The 18,335-nt window shown below is 70.6% G+C and carries 16 protein-coding genes and 1 pseudogene; 2 read left to right on the top strand and 15 right to left on the bottom strand.

The window, feature by feature from the left end; translation table 11 throughout:
• Positions 1-4: 4 nt before the first annotated feature.
• The 3 genes from RI138_RS24900 to RI138_RS24890 all read right to left on the bottom strand — a co-directional run bounded on the left by RI138_RS24900 (position 5) and on the right by RI138_RS24890 (position 1,739).
• Entirely contained in the window at positions 5-205 is a 201-nt protein-coding gene (locus RI138_RS24900; protein ID WP_096626715.1) for a hypothetical protein, read from the bottom strand.
• Positions 206-270: 65 nt separating this feature from the next.
• On the bottom strand, positions 271-1,230 hold the full coding sequence (locus RI138_RS24895; protein WP_311121696.1) for an NAD(P)/FAD-dependent oxidoreductase: 960 nt from the start codon (positions 1,228-1,230) through the stop codon (positions 271-273).
• Between the two features lie 95 nt (positions 1,231-1,325).
• Entirely contained in the window at positions 1,326-1,739 is a 414-nt protein-coding gene (locus tag RI138_RS24890; RefSeq protein ID WP_311121695.1) for an ATP-binding protein, read from the bottom strand.
• A gap of 113 nt (positions 1,740-1,852) precedes the next feature.
• Here RI138_RS24890 and RI138_RS24885 point away from each other — a divergent pair.
• Positions 1,853-2,647, top strand: a pseudogene (locus RI138_RS24885) (helix-turn-helix domain-containing protein); the annotation flags it as partial.
• A 41-nt stretch (positions 2,648-2,688) separates the two neighbouring features.
• Positions 2,689-2,961, top strand: coding sequence for a DUF397 domain-containing protein (locus RI138_RS24880; RefSeq protein ID WP_311121694.1), 273 nt, complete (start codon positions 2,689-2,691; stop codon positions 2,959-2,961).
• Here the strand turns inward: RI138_RS24880 and RI138_RS24875 are convergent.
• The 12 genes from RI138_RS24875 to RI138_RS24820 all read right to left on the bottom strand — a co-directional run bounded on the left by RI138_RS24875 (position 2,951) and on the right by RI138_RS24820 (position 18,271).
• Positions 2,951-3,829: an AraC family transcriptional regulator gene (locus tag RI138_RS24875; protein WP_311121693.1), complete on the bottom strand. Its 879-nt coding sequence runs from the start codon at positions 3,827-3,829 to the stop codon at positions 2,951-2,953. The genes RI138_RS24880 and RI138_RS24875 overlap by 11 nt on opposite strands.
• A gap of 393 nt (positions 3,830-4,222) precedes the next feature.
• Complete coding sequence (locus tag RI138_RS24870) at positions 4,223-4,456, bottom strand: hypothetical protein (RefSeq protein ID WP_311121692.1); 234 nt, start codon at positions 4,454-4,456, stop codon at positions 4,223-4,225.
• Positions 4,457-4,463: 7 nt separating this feature from the next.
• Complete coding sequence (locus tag RI138_RS24865; protein WP_311121691.1) at positions 4,464-4,958, bottom strand: hypothetical protein; 495 nt, start codon at positions 4,956-4,958, stop codon at positions 4,464-4,466.
• A gap of 187 nt (positions 4,959-5,145) precedes the next feature.
• Complete coding sequence (locus RI138_RS24860; protein WP_311121690.1) at positions 5,146-6,534, bottom strand: hypothetical protein; 1,389 nt, start codon at positions 6,532-6,534, stop codon at positions 5,146-5,148.
• A gap of 67 nt (positions 6,535-6,601) precedes the next feature.
• Positions 6,602-9,724: a glycoside hydrolase family 3 N-terminal domain-containing protein gene (locus tag RI138_RS24855; protein WP_311121689.1), complete on the bottom strand. Its 3,123-nt coding sequence runs from the start codon at positions 9,722-9,724 to the stop codon at positions 6,602-6,604.
• 69 nt (positions 9,725-9,793) lie between these two features.
• Positions 9,794-11,212 carry a GH1 family beta-glucosidase gene (locus RI138_RS24850; RefSeq protein ID WP_311121688.1) on the bottom strand — a complete coding sequence of 473 codons (1,419 nt, stop codon included), beginning with the start codon at positions 11,210-11,212 and terminating at the stop codon, positions 9,794-9,796.
• 46 nt (positions 11,213-11,258) lie between these two features.
• Positions 11,259-12,341: an ABC transporter ATP-binding protein gene (locus RI138_RS24845; protein WP_311121687.1), complete on the bottom strand. Its 1,083-nt coding sequence runs from the start codon at positions 12,339-12,341 to the stop codon at positions 11,259-11,261.
• Positions 12,338-13,342 (bottom strand): ABC transporter permease, encoded by a 1,005-nt coding sequence (locus RI138_RS24840; protein WP_311121686.1) that lies wholly within the window; start codon positions 13,340-13,342, stop codon positions 12,338-12,340. Before RI138_RS24840 ends, RI138_RS24845 begins: the two co-directional genes overlap by 4 nt.
• 63 nt (positions 13,343-13,405) lie before the next feature.
• Positions 13,406-14,386 (bottom strand): ABC transporter permease, encoded by a 981-nt coding sequence (locus RI138_RS24835; protein WP_311121685.1) that lies wholly within the window; start codon positions 14,384-14,386, stop codon positions 13,406-13,408.
• Complete coding sequence (locus tag RI138_RS24830) at positions 14,383-15,507, bottom strand: oligopeptide/dipeptide ABC transporter ATP-binding protein (RefSeq protein ID WP_398863664.1); 1,125 nt, start codon at positions 15,505-15,507, stop codon at positions 14,383-14,385. Before RI138_RS24830 ends, RI138_RS24835 begins: the two co-directional genes overlap by 4 nt.
• A gap of 26 nt (positions 15,508-15,533) precedes the next feature.
• On the bottom strand, positions 15,534-17,210 hold the full coding sequence (locus tag RI138_RS24825; protein WP_311121684.1) for an ABC transporter substrate-binding protein: 1,677 nt from the start codon (positions 17,208-17,210) through the stop codon (positions 15,534-15,536).
• Positions 17,211-17,296: 86 nt separating this feature from the next.
• A complete protein-coding gene (locus RI138_RS24820; RefSeq protein WP_311121683.1) occupies positions 17,297-18,271 on the bottom strand; it encodes a LacI family DNA-binding transcriptional regulator in 975 nt (324 codons plus the stop codon).
• Between the last annotated feature and the right edge of the window lie 64 nt (positions 18,272-18,335).

Raw genomic sequence — 18,335 nt, 5'->3', positions numbered from 1 at the left:
GGGCTCAGTAGCGCGAGGCCACCCACAGGAAGATCGGCGTCACCAGCAGGACCAGAGCGACCACGGCCAGAGCGACGATCACCATCACCGTCACCCCGCAGCCCATCGCGATTCCGGCGTGCGCCTTCGCCTTGAGCGCCTCGGCTTCCACGTCGGCGTTCCCATCGGCCCCATCACCGTCGTACCAGTCGTATGGCCGCATCATCCCCCCTGCGGTCAACCATAGAACCGGCGGCGATCACCGAAGCCTCCGCCCCTCCTCTCCTCCGCTCACCCCCTGCGGGCCGCGACCGCCAGCCGGGTGTCCTCGGCGATCAGGTCCCCGTTGATCGCGCCCCCCGCTCGGAGGCCTGCCGCCGCCGCGCCGATGACTTGTTCGGTGAGGTTGGTGACGTTGCCCGCCGCCCAGACGCCGGGGGCCTCCGTCGCACCGGTCGGGTCGGCCGCGATGTACGAACCGATCACCGTGCCGCCCATCTCCTGCGCGACCGGCACCAGGCCCAGGGACTCCAGGACGGCCGAGCGGGCCGTGAAGCGAGCCTGAACCACCAGCGCCTCACGCGGAATCACCCGTCCGGACACCAGTCGTACGCCGGTGAGGCGGTCGTCCGTGATCTCCAGGCCCGTCACCTCCCCGTCCACCACCGCCACGCCCCGGGCCGCCAGCTGCTCGTACTCCTCGTCCGACGGCTCCGGACCCGTGTGGCGGAAGAGCGTGACGTCATCGCTCCACTGCCGCCACATCAGCGCCTGATGTACGGAGAGGGGCCCTGCGCCCAGCACACCGATCGGGCGGTCCGCCACCTCGTGGCCGTGGCAGTACGGGCAGTGCAGCACCTCCCGGCCCCAGCGCTCCACCAGGCCGGGCACAGGCGGCAGTTCGTCGACGAGCCCCGTCGTCACCAGGAGCCTCCGCGCCTCCACCGTGCCGCCGCCCTCCACCACCACCCGGAAGCCCCGCTCCCCCGGCAGCCGCTCGGCCGCGACCACCCGGGCCTCGACGACCTCCGCCCCGTACCCGGTCACCTCGCCCCGGCCGATCGCCAGCAGCTCGCCGGGCGGGGTCGACTCCCGGCCCAGGTAGTTGTGCACGTGGGACGCGGGCGCGTTACGGGGCTCGCCCGCGTCGATCACCAGGACGGAGCGCCGGGCCCGCGCCAGGGTCAGCGCCCCGCTCAGACCGGCCGCCCCGCCGCCCACGATCACCACGTCGTACCGCTGCTGCTTCATGTCGCTCCTCCTTCGCCCCTGCGGAGCATCTCCGCTCGATGACGAGAGTGCGCCAGCGAGGCAGAAACGACAAACATCCTTGCCGAAACAGCAAATCACGCGATGCCGAATTCGCACCACACGACCTTGCCGGGGCTCCGCTCGGCCACCCCCCACTTGTCCGCCAGCGCCGCGACGAGCAGCAACCCGCGCCCGCCTTCGTCGTCGGCCTCGGGCAACCCGTCCGCCGGGCGCACCTCACCGTCGCCACTGTCGTGCAGCTCGACGCGGATCATGTTCTCGATCCGCTCCAGGTAGATGTGGACACGGAACCCACGGCCCGGCGGGACGCCGTGGCGGAGCGCGTTGGTCGCCAGTTCGGTTACGCAGAGCAGTACGTCGTCGGCGCGCTCCTCACACTCCCAATCGACCAGAGCCTTGCGGGTGAACTTGCGTACGACGGGGATCGACCTGCGCTCTCGGCAGTAGAAAGCGGCGCGGAAGTAGGGGAGTTGGGTTGCCTCGTTCATGCTTCCACGCTCACACAACGTGACTACGCTTCAGCAGAGCGGAGAGACGTACAAATGCTTTTGTACGGGTTCTGACGGGTTGACAGCGGGACCGGAACGGGGAGAGCCAGGTCATGCAAACCGGGAAGCAGAGCAGCATCAGGCGAGTTACCTCATGGCAGCTGGTCGGGGCGCAGCTGCGCCACCTCCGCAAACTCGCCGGGCTGACCCAAGCGGCCCTCGCCGAGCAGCTCGGGGTGGGCGAGGACACGATCGCCTCGATCGAGCAGGGCCGACGGGCACTTCAGCTGGACCTGGCCGTCCAGCTCGACGAACTGCTGGAGACCAAAGGCGTGCTGCGGGTCGCGGTGGAGAGGATTCCACGGAAGGAGCGCTACCAAGCGCTGGTCAAGGACTTCGTGCAGTACGAGCAGGACGCGGTGAGCCTGTTCTCGTACCAGTCGCAGCTCATCCCGGGACTGCTCCAGACCGAGGCGTACGCACGCTTCATCTTCGGCTGCAACTACCCGCCGCTGGAGGAGGATGAGGTCGAGAAGCGGATGGCGGACCGGCTCGGCCGCCAGAAGATCCTGGAGCGCAAGCCCCGGCCGATCCTCCACTTCATCCTGGAGGAGAGCATCCTGCACACCCAGCTGGGCGAACCCGACGTGATGCGGGAGCAGCTTCTCCATCTGCGGCGCTGCATGGATCTGCCGTTCGTCACCATTCAGATCATGCCCCGGAACACTCCTCGGCACGCCGGGCTCGCGGGGCCGCTCGTTCTACTGGAGACGCCCGACCACGACGGGCTCGCTTACGTCGACGGCCAGCTGCGCGGAGAGCTGTACGACGAACCCGCCGACGTCAGCGCACTTATGCAGAGGTATGGGATGCTGCGATCCCAGGCGCTCACCGTCGCGGAGAGCACCCGGCTACTGGACGCACTGCTTGACGCACTGCTTGGAGAGACATGCCTCGCGCAGCACACCCCGCCCCCGGTCCCACAGCCCTCCACTGGTTCAAGTCCAGCTACAGCGACGGCGACGGCGGCAACTGCATCGAAGTCGCCTACCACTGGCACAAGTCCAGCTACAGCAACGGTGACGGCGGAGACTGCGTCGAAGTCGCCGCCCATCCCTCCGCCATCCACATCCGCGACTCCAAAGTGACCGACGGTCCCGTCCTCACCGTCGAGCCCGCCGCCTGGAGCACCTTCGTGCGCGGAGCTCAGCTCAACCCGTAGGCTGCTCCGACCGTTCCACTGGGATCCACAGCTCCGCCTCCGCCCGCTTCCCGTCCCCGGAGACCCGAACCCGCAGGATCTCCGGGCCCGGCCTGGAAGCGTACGGGTTCGACGGGAACCACTGCGTGAACACGTCCCGCCAGAGGTACTGAAGGGCCTGCGGGAACTCGCCCTCGTTCTCGAAGACCGCCCAGGTCCCGGCCGGTACGGTCAGGGCGTCCAGGTCCTCCGGCGGCTCCGCGCTCGTCACCACCCCGTGGTAGTAGTCGAGTTCGGTGCCTTCCGCGCGACTGGGGTCGAGCTGGTCGCTGACGCCGACAAGCCCGGCCGGGTCCTGGTCGGAGAGGGCCGCGATGTGCTCCAGCGTCTCCTTGCCGATGCCCCGGATGAACTCCGCGATCGCCGGGTTCGGGCCCTCGTGGATCAGGGGGACCCGGGCCCTCTTCCCCACCACGCGGAATTCCTCTTTATCCACCAGCTTGTAGCGCATGTCTGTGCTCCCTTCGACGACGAGTCGGAAGGTCAGGCGTTGCTGGGACCGCAGGGCCGCGCGGGTACGTCTCGCCTCGCCCGGTCCGATGCCGTGCACCGCCCGGAACGCGCGGGCGAAGCCCTCCCCCGTGTCGTAGCCGTACCGCACCGCCACTTCCAGCAGCGTCCGGTCGGGGGCACCGAGCACCTCGGCGCCCGCGAGGGTCATACGACGTCGGCGGATGTACTCCGCGAGCGGGACGCCAGCCAGCGCGGAGAACATCCGGCGGAGGTGGTATTCGGACGTCATCGCGATGCGCGCCAACTCCGCGGCCTCGATGTGCTCACCGAGGTGCGCCTCGATGTGCTCCATCGCCTCGTTCATTCGTTCCAGCAACCCGCTACCTTCCCCTTCTTCCTTTCTCGTTCACCGTAGGAAGGGTTCAGCCTGCCGCACCCGACCGATCCGGGCACGGATCGGTCGGGTAGGTCCGGCCGCTCGGCGCAGCTTTCCGAGGCTTCTTCGCGGAGGGAGAGGGGAAGCACATAGGCCACGACCGGACAGACCAGACCGAGCACGATGGGTGTGCCTTCGGGGTTCGGGACCGCGCCCCTACGCCGGTCGGATCTGCTTCTACTTCTGTTTCCGCTTCGGCCCCGGCCTCGGCCATGCTGGTGCCCTCGCCCTCTGTCGACGGGCACCAGCATGCGGTGGGCTCGGCACGTCCTCGCGCCTTGCCGGATTCCGGCAGCCCTCAGCGCGGTACGTGGTGAGTAATCCTGCGGGGGGTCAGCTGAACCGGGCCTCGGAGACCGTCGTGGTCACCGTGCCCGCGGTGGAGGTCGTCGTGTCCGCCGCGCCGTCGACCAGCTTGCCGAGGTCGCCGACGTTGTCGAGTGCACCCAGCGAGACGGGCGGTTCGGCCGCGTGGGCCGAGTCCCCGCCTCCCGGGGGCGGGCTGATGGCGGCGATGACGGCCCCGGTGGCGAGAGTGACAACGGCAAGTACGCTTCGCTTCTTCATGCCCGGTTCAACGGCTCCCGCCGGTAAAGGGCACGCCCGTGTTCTGTCCACGGTCCGCCCGGCGCAGTTCTCCGGCCGCCAGCACCATGCACGCGGCGCCGACGAGAAGCACGCCCGGTACCGCGAGCATCGCCCGAAGGCCGCTCCGCTCCAGAGCCTGGTACTGGCTCTTCGAGATCTCGACCGTGCCGCGCGCCCCCGGCGTCGTGTCCAGGGCGAAGTATCGGCCGTCCCGCACCTCGGGGTGTTGCAGTCCCCGCGACCCCGCAATGTCGAACACTGCGATGGCCACACCTGCCACGATCAAGGCCGCAAGCCCGGCCCGCACCCTGCCGGGAAGACACCGGAAGGCCTGCCCCAGTACATACTTGTCCGCCCCTGCAACAGCGAGGCGCACGAGCGCCGACACCAGGGCCAGGAAGGCCGACACGAACCCGGCCAGCGCCACCCACTGCGCGCCGCCCCACTGCCACGTCCCCGGCACCCAGGCGAGCGCGGCCATCGTCAGAAGCACCGCGCCCAGCCCCGCCGCGACGCCCCCGTGCAGTTTGCATGTCCACCCCATGCGCCGCAGCCTCGCACAGGGGCTGCCTCCGGCTCTCCCCCGGGGGCCGAGCCCCGAGCCCCGGGCCCCGGCTGAGGGGATCGGCCGGAACCCGGGACGCTTGGAATCCTGGACGCCTGGGCGCTCAGAAGCCGCCTCCGTCGAAGCCTCCGCCCCCGAAGCCTCCGCCGTCACCGAAGCCGCCCCCGCCGAAACCGGAGGAGTCGAAGTCGGAGCCGGAGAAGTCGCCGCCGCCCCAGTCGCCGCCCGCGCCGCCGCCGAAGTCACCGCCGCCGTATTCGGAGGCGTACGCCGGGGTCGCGAGCATCGAGCCGAGCATGGTGCCCATGAGGAGGCCGGGGAGCAGGCCGCCGCCGAAGTAGCCGCCCGCCCAGGGGCCGTAGGCCGGGCCCGCCTCCCAGTACGGGCGGCGGTTGCCGTCGCCCACGTCGACCGTACGGCTCATGGGGTCCTCGCCCCGGCTGAGCCGGATCTCGTCCGCGCCGCAGACCGGGACCTCGCGGGTCGCGCCGCCGGACGGGGTCCACAGGACCTCCGTGACCGCGGGGCCGTGGCGCGGGTCGAAGAAGCACGGCGGGCGGCGGGCCGGGAGTTCCGCGCCGGTGCGGCGGGCCTCCAGGACCGCGAGGGCGTAGCGGCCTTCCTCCAGGGACTGGGTGACTCCGCGCACGTCAGAGGGGTGCGCGGCCTTGTCCATCTTCATCTTGGCGCTCTCGTAGGAGTCCAGGGCCCGTTCGTAGTCGGTGCGCATGGTGTCGTCCGCGCCCGGTTCGGCGGGGTGGAAGTCCAGGCGCTCCAGGGTTTCGCCGTACGCGGTGATGTCCTCGTCGACGACGACCCGGAGCTTGTCGAGCGCGATGCGCTCCTCTTCCTCCTTGCGGCGCTTGTTGCGGCGGGAGATCGCGTACGCGCCCGCACCGCCCGCTGCCACCAGTGCGCCGAGCGTGATCAGGCCGGAGACCGGGGCTCCCGGGTCGTCGGCCGCACCGCCGCCGGACCAGGACGCGGGGGCCGTGCCCCTGGCCTGTTCCACGGCTCTGTCGACGAAGGCGTTGAGCTGGGCGTTCGTGTCCGTGGCGATGGCGGGGTTCTCCACGGAGGCCGTGAGGTTCTGCACCGCCCGGACCGGCATGACCTGCGGGTCCGCGCCCGCGTCGAAGCCGTCGCCGAGCCGGACCGCGTAGACGCCGGTGATGCCGGTGTCGCTGCGCAGGGTCTGGAGAAGGCCTTCCTCAGGGAAGGCCTCGGTGTCGGGCAGGACTGCCACGAACACCGGCTTGTCGGCGTCCGTGATCTTCTCTTCCAGGGCCTTCTCGTCAGCGACGGAAAGCTGATCGCGAGCGTCCGGGTCCACATACACCGGGTCGTCGCGCAGGGCCTGGGCGGCGTCTTGGATGGTTGCGGCGGGGGCGGCGGGGGCGGCAGTCGACGTAGGGGAGGTCAGGGCGAGTACAGCCGCTGCCAAGATGAGCAGCAGGCCCGCCAACAGCGAGGGGAAGAGCCTTTTCCTCATACTTAACGCTACTCCAGGCGGGCGAAGAACGGCGTCGCCCGCCTGGAGCCCTTGGTCGCTGCGCGGCCTACGCGGCTCGGTACGCCGTACGCAGCTTGGCCACCGCGCCCGTCAGATCGCCCGTGAGCAGCAGGTGGTCCGCCTCCGCGAACGGCTTCGACACCGCCTGGGTGAACTTCCCGTTGATCCTCTGCTGGACCAGCAGCCTCGCCCGGTCCACGATCGCCTTGCCCGCCGGGGTCCTGCCCAGCTTCGCCGTCTCGGCGACCTGGGCGGCCACGGCGAGGGCCGCGAGGGTCAGCTCACCGCCGGCCGGGGGCTTCTTCAGGGTGGTCAGGCCCCAGCCGTACGGGAACTGCGGGTCGTATGCCGTGTCCCCCACGTTGATCGGAAGCTGCGCCTCCGACTTCGGCCAGGTCACCGGGAGCTGCCCGGTGAAGGGGCGCTTGCCGTAGAGCACGTCGGCCACGCCGTCGCCCTCGGAACCCGGCAGCCAGGAGGCCACCAGCGCGTCCATGTCCCCGAGCTGGTCGCCGATGAGCTGCGGGCGGCCCGAGACGATCAGGACCGCGCACTTCATGGCCGCGCAGACCTTGTCCACCGCCGCCTGGTCGGCGTCGGTCAGCTCCAGGTCGTGTCCGTTGCCGACGTCTCCGATGCCTTCGGCGTACGGGGTCTCCCCGACGACGACCACGCCCACGTCGTGTCCGTCCGTGGCGGCGGAGGCGTCTTGCGAGTACGTGACCGAGTCCGGGTCCCCGGCCGCCTTTCTCATACCCTCAAGGATCGTCGTGCCCGGGGTGATCTTCCCGGACGAGCCCTGCCAGCTGATCGTCCAGCCGCCGGCCTGGTTGCCGATGTCGTCGGCGTTGGACCCGGCGACGTACACCTTCTGGGAGGGCTTGAGGGGCAGGACCGCCCCCTCGTTCCTGTTGCCGTTCTTCAGCAGGACCTGCGACTTCGCCACCGCCTCGCGGGCCACCGCACGGTGTTCGGCCGAGCCGACCTTGTCCAGGTGGGTGGTGTCCGCGTACGGCTTCTCGAAGAGGCCGAGGCGGAACTTCTGGGTGAGGATGCGGGAGACCGCGTCGTCGATCCGGGCCTGGCTGATCCGGCCCGCCGCGACCTCTTCCTTCAGCGTCCTGGTGAAGTCCTGGTATGCCGTCGGGACCATGATCATGTCCAGACCGGCGTTGACCGCCGTACGGACGTCGCTCGGGTAGTCGCCGGGGATCTGGTCGATGGCCTGCCAGTCGCTGATCACGAAGCCCTCGAAGCCCATCCGGTCCTTGAGGACGCCGTTGATCATCTCGGCGTGGGCGTGCATCTTCACCGGGCCCCGGCCGTCGCCGATGACGTCGAGCGAGGAGTACGAGGGCATGATCGTGCCGACGCCCCGCTTCACCGACTCCGCGAACGGGGACAGGTGGACCGCTTCCAGTTCCTGGCGGGTGACCTTGGTGACGCCCTGGTCGGTCGTGTACGAGCCGGTGGTGGATGAGCCGTACGCGGTGCCGCCGTCGCCGACGAAGTGCTTCGCGCTTCCGAGCACCTTGTCATTGCGGTGCAGGTCCTTGCCGGAGGGGCTGCCCTGCATGCCCTGGATGACCGTCTCCATGGCCTCGACGAGCGCCGGGTCCTCGCCGAACGCCTCGTAGGAGCGGCCCCAGCGCTCGTCACGGGTGACGCAGACGCACGGGGCGAAGTCCCACGGGACGCCGGTGGAGCGGACTTCCTTGGCGGTGATCGCACCGGTCCTCTCGGCGCTCCTGGGGTCGCGGCCCGCGCCGATGCCGATGTTGTGCGGCATGATCGTGGCGCCGACGACGTTGTTGTGGCCGTGCACCGCGTCCACGCCGTAGATCAGCGGGATCTGGAAGCGGGTGGCCCGGGCGCGCAGCTGGTAGGCGTCGACCATCTTCGCCCAGGCGGCGGCCGTGTTGGGGGTGGGGACCGAGCCGCCGCCGGAGAGCAGCGAGCCCAGGTCGTAGGCGGCGATGTCCCCGGGGGCGCGGAGCGCGTTGCGTTCGGCCTGGGTCATCTGGCCCGCCTTTTCGGCGGGTGACATACGTGCCAGCAGGTCCGCGACCCGCTGCTGAACGGGCAACTCGGCGTTCTGGTACGGGAGTCCGTGGGCGTCGATGACGACCTGCGGGTTCTCCCGGGGGGCCTTCGCGCCGGTGACCGTCAGTTCCAGGGGGATCGTCCTCGCCTCGGAGGCCTTCGACGCCTGTGCCGTGCGGACGGCGACCTTGTGCGTGGTGCCGGAGGGGGTGCCCGCGGGGAAGGTGTGGCTGCCGGTGACCGGGGTGTAGTCCTTGCCCGCCTCGGCCGTGCCGCCCTTCGTGGCGTACGTGACGGTGACCGGTTCCTCGGTGGGGACGGAGCCGGTGGTGGCGACGGAGATGGCCACCTGGGCCGTTTCGCCGTTCTTCAGCGGGTGGACCGCCGCGTCGGTGACCACGGCTGCTGTCAGGGCCGGGTCGGCCTTGCCGTACAGCTCGACGGCGTCGAGGGCGAAATCGCCGGGTGCGCCCCCGGGCAGGGTGAGGGCGTAGCCCCACATCTCGTTGAGGCCGAGGACCTGGTCGATGCCGCCGACGGGCTGGTAGTCGGTGCGGTATTCGAAGTCCGCGAAGGGGATCTCGACGAGCTGCCAGCCCTCCCAGTCATCCGTGAACGAGGTGGTCCACAGCTCGGACGCGCCGCCGTTGGCTCCGCCGTCCTTGATCTCGAAGTTGATCCGTTTGCCCGAACCGGGCGGCAGGGGCGCGGTGTTCTGGCCGTACCACCAGAAGCGGATGCCCTGGTGCGCGGTCCAGTCCTGCGGCGGGGTGTCCACGGCGAACTCATGGCTGAACCCGCCGTACGCGCTTATGTCGTAGGAGCCTTCGAGGACGTGTCCGCCCTCGGGGGCGTCGGCACGCTCGGCGAGCTCCAGCCGCGGGTGGTCGTCCGCGTCACCGCCCCAGGTGAAGATCGCGTCGGCGGGCGGGGTGCTGCCGAGCGGCACCTCGCCCTCGAAGCGGTCGATGAGGACGGGGGCCGGGTCGTCGGCGGCCGCGACGGCGGTGCTGGTGGCCGGTCCGGCGAGCAGGGTGGCCAGGACGGCCGCGGCGGCGAAGACGGCCGTGGCGGGTCTGCTTCCGCCCTTTCGGGGGCGGGAGCGGGGGTGCGGGATGCGGGACATGGGAGCGCTCTCTTCTCGGGGTGGAGTTGCTCGGGGAGTTGCCGGGCGTGCCCTGGCGCTTCTGGTGGGTCAGGCGGTCCCGGCGCGGGTGAGGCCGATCGTGTTGCGGTACCACTTCGCGCTGTCCTTGAGCGTGCGGACCTGGGTGTCGTAGTCGACGCGGACGATGCCGAACCGCTTGCCGTAGCCGTACGCCCACTCGAAGTTGTCCATCAGCGACCAGGCGAAGTAGCCCCGGACGTCGGCCCCTTGGGCGCGGGCCGCGACGACGGCGGCTATGTGGTCGGCGAGGTAGGCGGTGCGGTCGGCGTCGGGGACGGAGCCGTCGGGGGCCACGGTGTCATCGAAGGCCGCGCCGTTCTCCGTGATGACGGTCGGCAGTCCGTAGTCACGCTCCAACCGCAGGAGCAGGTCGGTCAGTTCGGTGGGGTTGATCTCCCAGCCCATGGCCGTACGCGGCAGATCACGGTCCACCATCCGGACCACCGGCACCCCTTCGGCGTCGATGGGCGAGCCGTCGTCGGTGACCCCGGAGAACAGCGCGCCCCGGTAGAAGTTGACGCCGAGCACGTCGATCGGGGTGGCGATGGCCGCCGCATCGCCGTCCCGTACCGGGAGTTCGATGTTCTGGGCGGCCAGGTCCGCGATGACGTCCTCGGGATAGCGGCCGTGGACGACCGGGTCGAGGTAGAGCCGGGCGCCCATGCCGTCGGCGCGGCGGCACGCCTCGCGGTCGGCCTCGCTGTCCGTCTCGGGCGTGGCGGTGCCCAGGTTGAGGGTGATGCCCAGCTCCAGGGGGTTGCCGCCCGCCGCGTCCCGCAGCGCACCGGCGGCCAGTCCGTGGCCCAGGAGCAGGTGGTGGACGGCGTGCAGGGCGGCTCCGAGGTCGCGGCGGCCGGGGGCGTGGAGCCCGTAGGCGTAACCGAGCATCGCCGAGCACCAGGGCTCGTTCAGTGTGGTCCAGTGCTCGACCCGGTCGCCGAGGGCGTCGTGGGCGAGGGCCGCGTACTCCGCGAAGCGCAGGGCGGTGTCCCGCTCGGGCCAGCCTCCCGCGTCCTCCAGTTCCTGCGGAAGGTCCCAGTGGTAGAGGGTGATCCAGGGGGTGACGCCCCGCCCCCGGAGCTCGTCGACCAGCCGCTGGTAGAAGTCGAGGCCCTTGGTGTTGACCGGGCCCCGGCCGCCCGGCTGGATGCGGGGCCAGGCGAGCGAGAAGCGGTACGTGTCGACGCCGAGGCCCGCGATCAGCTCCACGTCCTCGGACATCCGGTGGTAGTGGTCGCAGGCCACATCGCCGCGCTCACCGCCCTCGACGGCCCCGGGCACCCGGCAGAAGGTGTCCCAGATGGACGGGGTGCGGCCGTCCTCGGCGGCCGCGCCCTCGATCTGGTACGAGGAGGTGGCGACGCCCCAGCGGAAGTCGGCCGGGAGCCCGCGTACCGGGGCGGGACGGAGGAGCCTCTGTCGCTGCGGGGTGGTGGCGGGGTTCATCGGTCTCCGTAGGCGTAGGCGTGGGCATGCGCGGGCGGGGGCGGCGCTAGACGGTCGGCTCGGGCAGCGGTGCTCCGGGGGCGCGAGCGGAATCGGGGCCGGGGGCGTGCAGGTGGCAGGCGACCTCGCGGCGGCCGGATGCGGGTGCCTCGCCCGGGACGGCGGCCTCAGCGGCCGGTCCCGGCGCGGGCGGGGCGAGCGGCGGGATCTGTGTGGCGCAGGGTGCGAAGGCCTGGGCGCAGCGCGGGTGGAAGGCGCAGCCGTTGGGCATCGCGGACAGGTGGGGCGGAGAGCCGGGGATGCCGGTCATTTCGCGGCGGGGGCCGTGCAGCGCGGGGAAGGAGTGGAGCAGCCCGTCGCTGTAGGGGTGGCGTGGGTCGCGGTAGATCTCCGCCGCGCCCGCCTCCTCCACGATGCGGCCCCCGTACATGATCGCGATCCGGTCCGAGAATTCGATCAGGAGCGAGATGTCGTGGGTGATGAACACGACCGAGAAGTTCAGCTGTTCCCTCAACCGGACCAGCCGTCGCAGGATCTGCCGCTGCATCACGACGTCCAGCGCGGTGGTGGGCTCGTCCATGATGACGATCTCGGGATCCAGGGCGAGGGCCATCGCGATCATCACACGCTGCCGCATGCCGCCGGAGAGCTGGTGCGGGTAGGCGGCGAGCCGGTCGGCGGAGATGCCGACCAGGCCGAGCAACTCCTTTGCCCGGTCGGCGCGTTGGGACTTCCTGAGGTCAGGGCGGTGGGCTTTCAGGACATCGGTGAGCTGGCTGTGGACGGTGTGCACCGGGTTGAGGGAGTTCATCGCCCCCTGGAACACGATGGACAGCTCCTGCCAGCGGAAGGCTCGCAGCTGCTCCGGGGCGAGGGAGAGGATGTCGATCCGGTCGCCGCCGGGCCGGTGGTAGTGGACCTCTCCCCCGGTGATGACGCCGGGCGGCGACAGCAGCCGGGTCGCGGCGTAGGCGAGCGTCGACTTCCCGGAGCCCGACTCCCCCGCCAGGCCCAGGACTTCGCCGCGGTGGAGGGTGAGGTCGATGTCGCGCAGGGCGTGGACGGCGGCTCTGTCGGTGCCGTAGTCGACGTTGAGTCCGCTGATGGTCAGGACCGGCTCGGCGCTCATGTGCGCGGCTCCTTGCTGCTGTGCCGACGAGGTCCGTCACCGGCGGACCTCCGGGCCACGGGGGTGAAGCCGACCCGCATCCTGACCTTCCGGGAGGAGCCGGTGGCGGTGCGCAGGCGGGGGTTGACGAACTCGTCGATGCCGAAGTTGATCAGGGCGAGTGCGGTGCCCAGCAGGGCGATGCACAGGCCGGCCGGGACGAACCACCACCAGGCGCCCTGGGCGAGGGCCTGGTTGGACTGGGCCCAGAAGAGGACGGTGCCCCAGTTCCAGTGGGAGATGTCGGCGACCCCGATGAAGGCGAGGGTGATCTCGGTGAGGACGGCGAAGATGACCGTGCCGACGAAGCCGGAGGCGATGACGGCGGTGAGGTTCGGCAGGATCTCGAACAGGATGATCCGCGGAGTGGACTCGCCGGTGGCGCGGGCGGCCTCCACGTAGTCGCGGCGGCGCAGCGACAGGGTCTGGGCGCGCAGGATGCGGGCGCCCCAGGCCCAGGAGGTCAGTGCGATGGCGACGGCGATGATCAGGTCCCCGGTGTCGGGGACGAAGCTCGCGACGATGATGATCAGCGGGAGCCCGGGCAGCACCAGGAAGATGTTGGAGAGTGCGGAGAGGATCTCGTCGGCCGCCCCGCCGAGGAATCCGGCGCTCACCCCGACCAGCACGGACAGCACGGTCGCGATGACGGCGGCCAGCAGTCCGACGACGAGGACGCCCCGGGTTCCGATGAGGATCTGCGAGAAGACGTCCTGCCCGGTGTGCGTGGTGCCGAACCAGTGGGCTCCGGAGGGCGGCTGGAGCAGCTGGTCGCTCATGGCGTCGGGGTCGTACGGGGCGAGCCACGGTCCTGCGACGGCCAGCAGGACGAAGAACGCCAGCATGATCAGGCCGGTGCGGGTCTTCCCGCCGCGCAGGAAGCGGAGCCGGGCCCGCCGGGTGGGCGCCGCGGGCGCGGGTGCGCCGCCGAGGACGGCGGCGTCGGTGGGGGTGGCGGACATGGGGCCTCAGGCCTTCCGGATACGGGGGCGGGCGGCGTGGACGAGGGTGCTGGACACGGAGCCCTACGCCTCCTTCCGGGTGCGGGGGTCGAGGGCGGCGTAGACGAGGTCGGCCAGCAGGTTCGCGGCGAGCACGGAGAGCGTGATGATCAGGAAGACGCCCTGCATCAGGGGGTAGTCCTTGGCGCCGACCGCCTGGAGCAGCTGGAAGCCGATGCCGGGATAGGTGAAGACCATCTCGACGAGCAGGGTGCCGCCGACGATGAAGCCGAGGGAGAGGGCGAAGCCGGAGATGTTGGGGAGGACGGCGTTGCGGGCGGCGTAGCCGAACATCACGCGCCGCTCGGGCAGCCCCTTGGCCTGCGCCACCATCACGTAGTCCTCGGAGGAGACGGTGACCATCATGTTCCGCATGCCGAGAATCCAGCCCGCCACTGCGCTGAGGACGATCGTCACGCCGGGCAGGACCGCGTGGTAGAGGGCGCTGGAGACGAACGGCCAGTCGAAGGCGGGGACCAGCGCGTTGTCGTAGCCGCCGGAGCCGGGGAACAGCGACCACTTCTCGGCGAACAGGGCGATGGCGACGAGGCCCAGCCAGAAGTAGGGGATGGAGGAGATGAAGGTGGTGACGGGCAGCAGCCCGTCCAGCCAGGAGCCGCGCTTCCAGCCGCTGTAGACGCCGATGCCGGTGCCGAGGACGAAGCTGATGAGGGTGGTCACGCCGACCAGGGCGAGCGTCCAGGGCAGGGACTGGCCGATGACCTCGCTGACCGGGGTGGGGAAGAAGGTGAAGGAGAGGCCGAGGTCGCCGTCGAGGAGGTGGGCCCAGTAGTCGGTGTACTGCTGCCACATCGACTGCTGCTCGTCGAGGCCGAACAGGGCCTTCAGGGAGTCGATGGCCTTGGTGTCGAGCTGGCCCTGATAGCGGCTGAGCAGGGCCTGGACGGGGTCGCCCGGCATGAGCCGGGGGATGAGGAAGTTGATGGTGATCGCGGCCCAGGCGGTGACGGTGTAGAAGGCGACGCGCTGGAGGACGTACTTCACCGGGAGACCTCCTTGGTGCTCGCGCCTTCGTCGACCCGCGTGCCCGTGCCCTCGTAGAGCCAGCAGGCCGCCCACTGACCGTCCGCCAGGTCGAAGCGCGGCGGCGGCTCGGTGCGGCAGCGCTCCATGGCCTTCGGGCAGCGGGGGTGGAAGCGGCAGCCGGCGGGCGGGGCGATCAGCGAGGGCGGCTCGCCCGTGCCGGTCTCCTCCTGTTCCTCCTGGGCGACGACCCGGTCGGGGTCGGGCGCGGAGGCGATCAGGAGCTGGGTGTAGGGGTGGGCGGGGTGCTGGGTGACGCGCTCGCTGTCGCCGCCCTCGACGATCCGGCCCGCGTACATCACGAGGGTGGTGTCGGCGAAGTAGCGGGCGGAGGCGATGTCGTGGGTGATGTAGAGGATCGCCAGGTGGAGGCGTTCCTTGAGGTCGCGCAGCAGGTTGAGGACGCCGAGCCGGATCGACACGTCGAGCATGGAGACGGGTTCGTCGGCGAGGAGGACCTGCGGGTCGGCACCGAGCGCCCGGGCGATCGCGACGCGCTGGCGCTGGCCGCCCGACAGCTCGTGCGGGAACTTTTCCAGGAACTGCTGGGGCGGGGTCAGCTGGACCCGGTTCAGCAGCGCCGCCAGGTTCTCCTCCAGCTCCGCTCCCCCGCGCCCCGCCCGGCCGTGGATCTTCAGGGAGCGGGTCAGGTGGTAGCGCACGGTGTGCACCGGGTTCAGCGAGGCGAACGGGTCCTGGAAGATCAGCTGGACCCGGCGTACGTAACGGCGGAAGGACCGGCCACGACCGGCCACCACCGGCGTCCCGCCCAGCCGGATCTCCCCCGAGGTGAGCGGGTGGAGCTGGGCCAGCAGGCGGGCGACGGTGGACTTGCCCGAGCCGGACTCCCCCACCAGGGCCGTGACGGTGCCGCGTGCCAGCCGGAGCGAGACGTCGTCGACGGCGTGGACGCTGCGGCGCTCGCGGGCGAACAGGTCGCGCGCGGTGCGGCGCAGGGGGAAGTGCTTGGTGACTCCGCGTGCTTCGAGCACGACGTCGGCGCCGGTCGGGTCGGTGCTCATGGCGGCGTCGGTGCCTACGGCGGCGCCGGTCCGCACGTTCTCGGACTGATCGGTGGTCATGGCCGCTTCCTCCCGTCTCCCCGCGCCTACTTGGCGGTGGGCTTGAGGCTCAGCACGATCTCCAGCGCGGACGGCTGGGTGTGCTGCGGCGGGGCGTAGGGGTCGGCCTCGGTGGGCCAGCCGGTCCAGTTCTTCGTGGAGTACTCGGCTCCGATGGGCGCGGCGGCCGTCGGGATCATGGGGGCCTGCTCGACGAAGATCTTCTGGAGGGTGTTGAGGGCCTTGGTGCGGGCGCCGTCCGTGGTGGCGTTGGCGTACTCCTTGAGCGCGGCGGTGGCCTCCGGGCTCTTGAAGCGCCCGAAGTTGCCCGCCTGTGAGCTCTTGCCGATGGGCTGGAGGATCGCCCCGTCCATGACGTTCTGGTACATGTCGTAGGGCGTGGCGCCGCTGTTGGTCCAGTGCAGGGTGGCGTCGAAGTTGCCGTTGGCCACGTCGGTGCCCCAGGCCTCCGCGGTCTGGGTCCTGACCTCGGCCTCGATGCCGATCTCCTTGATGTCGTCCTTGATGATCGCGAGACCGGTGATGTAGTCGTTCCACCCGGCCGGGTCGGTGAAGGTCAGCTTCACCGGCTTGCCGCCCGGGTCCTTGAGCACGCCGCCGCTGAGCGTGAACCCTGCCTCGGCGAGCACCTTCTTGGCCCCGGCGACGTCGGGCTCGGTGGTGGCGTTCTCGTACTCGGGGGCGAGGAAGGGCTCACCGGCGGGCAGCGGGATGCCGGTGGGGTTGGTGATCTCCGGGTAGAGCGTGGCCTGCGCCTGGATGTGGATGGCCTTGCGGTCGACGACCATGGCCATCGCCCTGCGCAGGGCCGGGTTGTCGAAGGGCTTGCGGGCGGTGTTGAACCACAGGCCGTGGATGCCGAGGCCGGAGGGGAACCAGAGGTGGTGGTGCTGGGGGTCCTTGTCGATGAACAGCCGCTTGTGGTTCGGCATGAAGACGAAGGACCACTCGACCTTGCCGGTGGCCAGGGCGGTGGTGGCGGCGCTGTTGTCGTTGTACGCGGTGTAGCGCAGCTCCTTGACCTTGGTGTCGCCGTTCCAGTAGCTCGGCGTGGCGGTCAGGGTGGTGGTCTGCGGGGTGAACGTCTTGAGCTTGTACGGTCCGGAGCCGACCGGGGTGCGGTTGGGCCAGGTCTCCGGGTTCTCGACCTTCTCCCAGATGTGCTTGGGCACGATGAAGGTCTGGATGATCTTGTTCTGGTTGACGAACTGGGACTCCTTGAAGGTCAGGACGACCTTCTCGCCCTCGACCGCGATCCCGTCGAAGGGGATGCCGTTCCCGTTGAGCGCCGGGTGCTTCTTCAGGAGGTTGAAGGTGAACTCCACATCGGCGGCGGTCAGGGGCCTGCCGTCGGCCCACTTGGCCCGCTCGTCCAGGGTGAAGGTGACCTCGGTGAAGTTGTCCTGCCACTCCCACGCGGTGGCGAGCCACGGGTCGGCCTTCTCGGCGGGCTTGATCATGTTCGTCATCGCCAGCGGCTCGTAGATCATGTAGCGGTAGCCGAGGACCGCGCCGGCCGAGGTGTTGAGGAACGGGTTGCTGTTGTTCGTCTGCGGCCCGTCCGGCTTGCCCAGGGTCAGTACGCCGGCGGCGTCGCCCCCCTTGTCGGCTCCCGAGTTGGCGTTCGAGCAACCGGCGGCGAGCGCCACCACGGCGGTGGCGGCGGCGACCGCTCTGAGGGTGGTACGACGGCGTACGGACATGACGACTCCAGGGAGGGGCTGCCGGGTCGGGGAGATCCGGCGGGCGGAAGGGTGCGAAGCGGGGCGCGGCCGGGCGGCCGGGTCGCTCACGGCGCCGAGTGGCGCACGACCAGTTCGGTGGGCAGCACGGCCGGGCCGTCGGGTACGGGCGTGCCGCCGAGGCGGGAGAGCAGCATCCGGGCCGCCGTCTCGCCCATCCGGCGGGTGGGCTGGCGCACGGTGGTCAGCGGCGGTTCGGTGTGTTCGGCCATCGGGATGTCGTCGAAGCCGACGACGGCGATGTCGTCCGGGACCCGGCGCCCGGCCGCCCGCAGGGCGCGGAGCACGCCTGCCGCGCTGATGTCGTTGTGCGCGAAGACCGAGTCGAACTCGGCACCCCGCGCGAGGAGTTCCTCGACGGCAAGACGGCCGCCGCGTTCGGTGAAGTCTCCCTCGACGACGAGATCGGTGGGCAGGACGGAGTGGAATCCGTCTCGCCGGTCCCGTACGCAGCCGAAGTTCCGGGGGCCGGTCAGGACCAGGGGGCGGGTGCGTCCGGCGGCGCGCAGGTGGCGGGCCGCGGACGCGCCTCCCTCGTGGTTGGTGGTCACGACGGAGGGGAATTCGGGGTGGTGGCCGCGGTCGTCGATGAGCACGATCGGCAGGCCGCCGCGGTGCAGTTCGGTGAGGTGGCCGAGGGTGTTCTCGGGCTCCACGACGACGAGCCCGTCGAAGGCGCGCGCGGACACCTGGCTGGTGAAGCGCTGGACGGACTCGGCCCCGCGGTTGCAGGTGAAGAGCAGCAGCCCGTAGTCGGCGGCCTCGACGGTGTCGACGACGCCCTGGAGCAGCTCCCCCATCCACGGCCAGGTCAGCGAGGGCACCAGCATGCCGACCGTCCGGCTGGAGCCGCGGGCGAGACCGACGGCGCCGGAGCTGGGCACATAGCCGAGCTGTGCGATCACTTCACGAACGCGGGCGGCCGTGGAACGGTCCACCTCACCCTTGGTGTTGATGACCCGTGACACGGTCGTCTTGCTGACGCCGGCCTCACGGGCGACATCGGCGATGGTGACGCGCATCTGGTCCTCCAGAGGGCCTTGCAGGGCGGCAGGGCAGGCAAAAGGGACGGGCAGGTGCAGGGCG

This window comes from Streptomyces durocortorensis, from assembly GCF_031760065.1.
Classification (GTDB): domain Bacteria; phylum Actinomycetota; class Actinomycetes; order Streptomycetales; family Streptomycetaceae; genus Streptomyces.
Note: the sequence above shows the minus strand (reverse complement) of the source record. Positions and strands in the feature narration are given on the sequence as shown.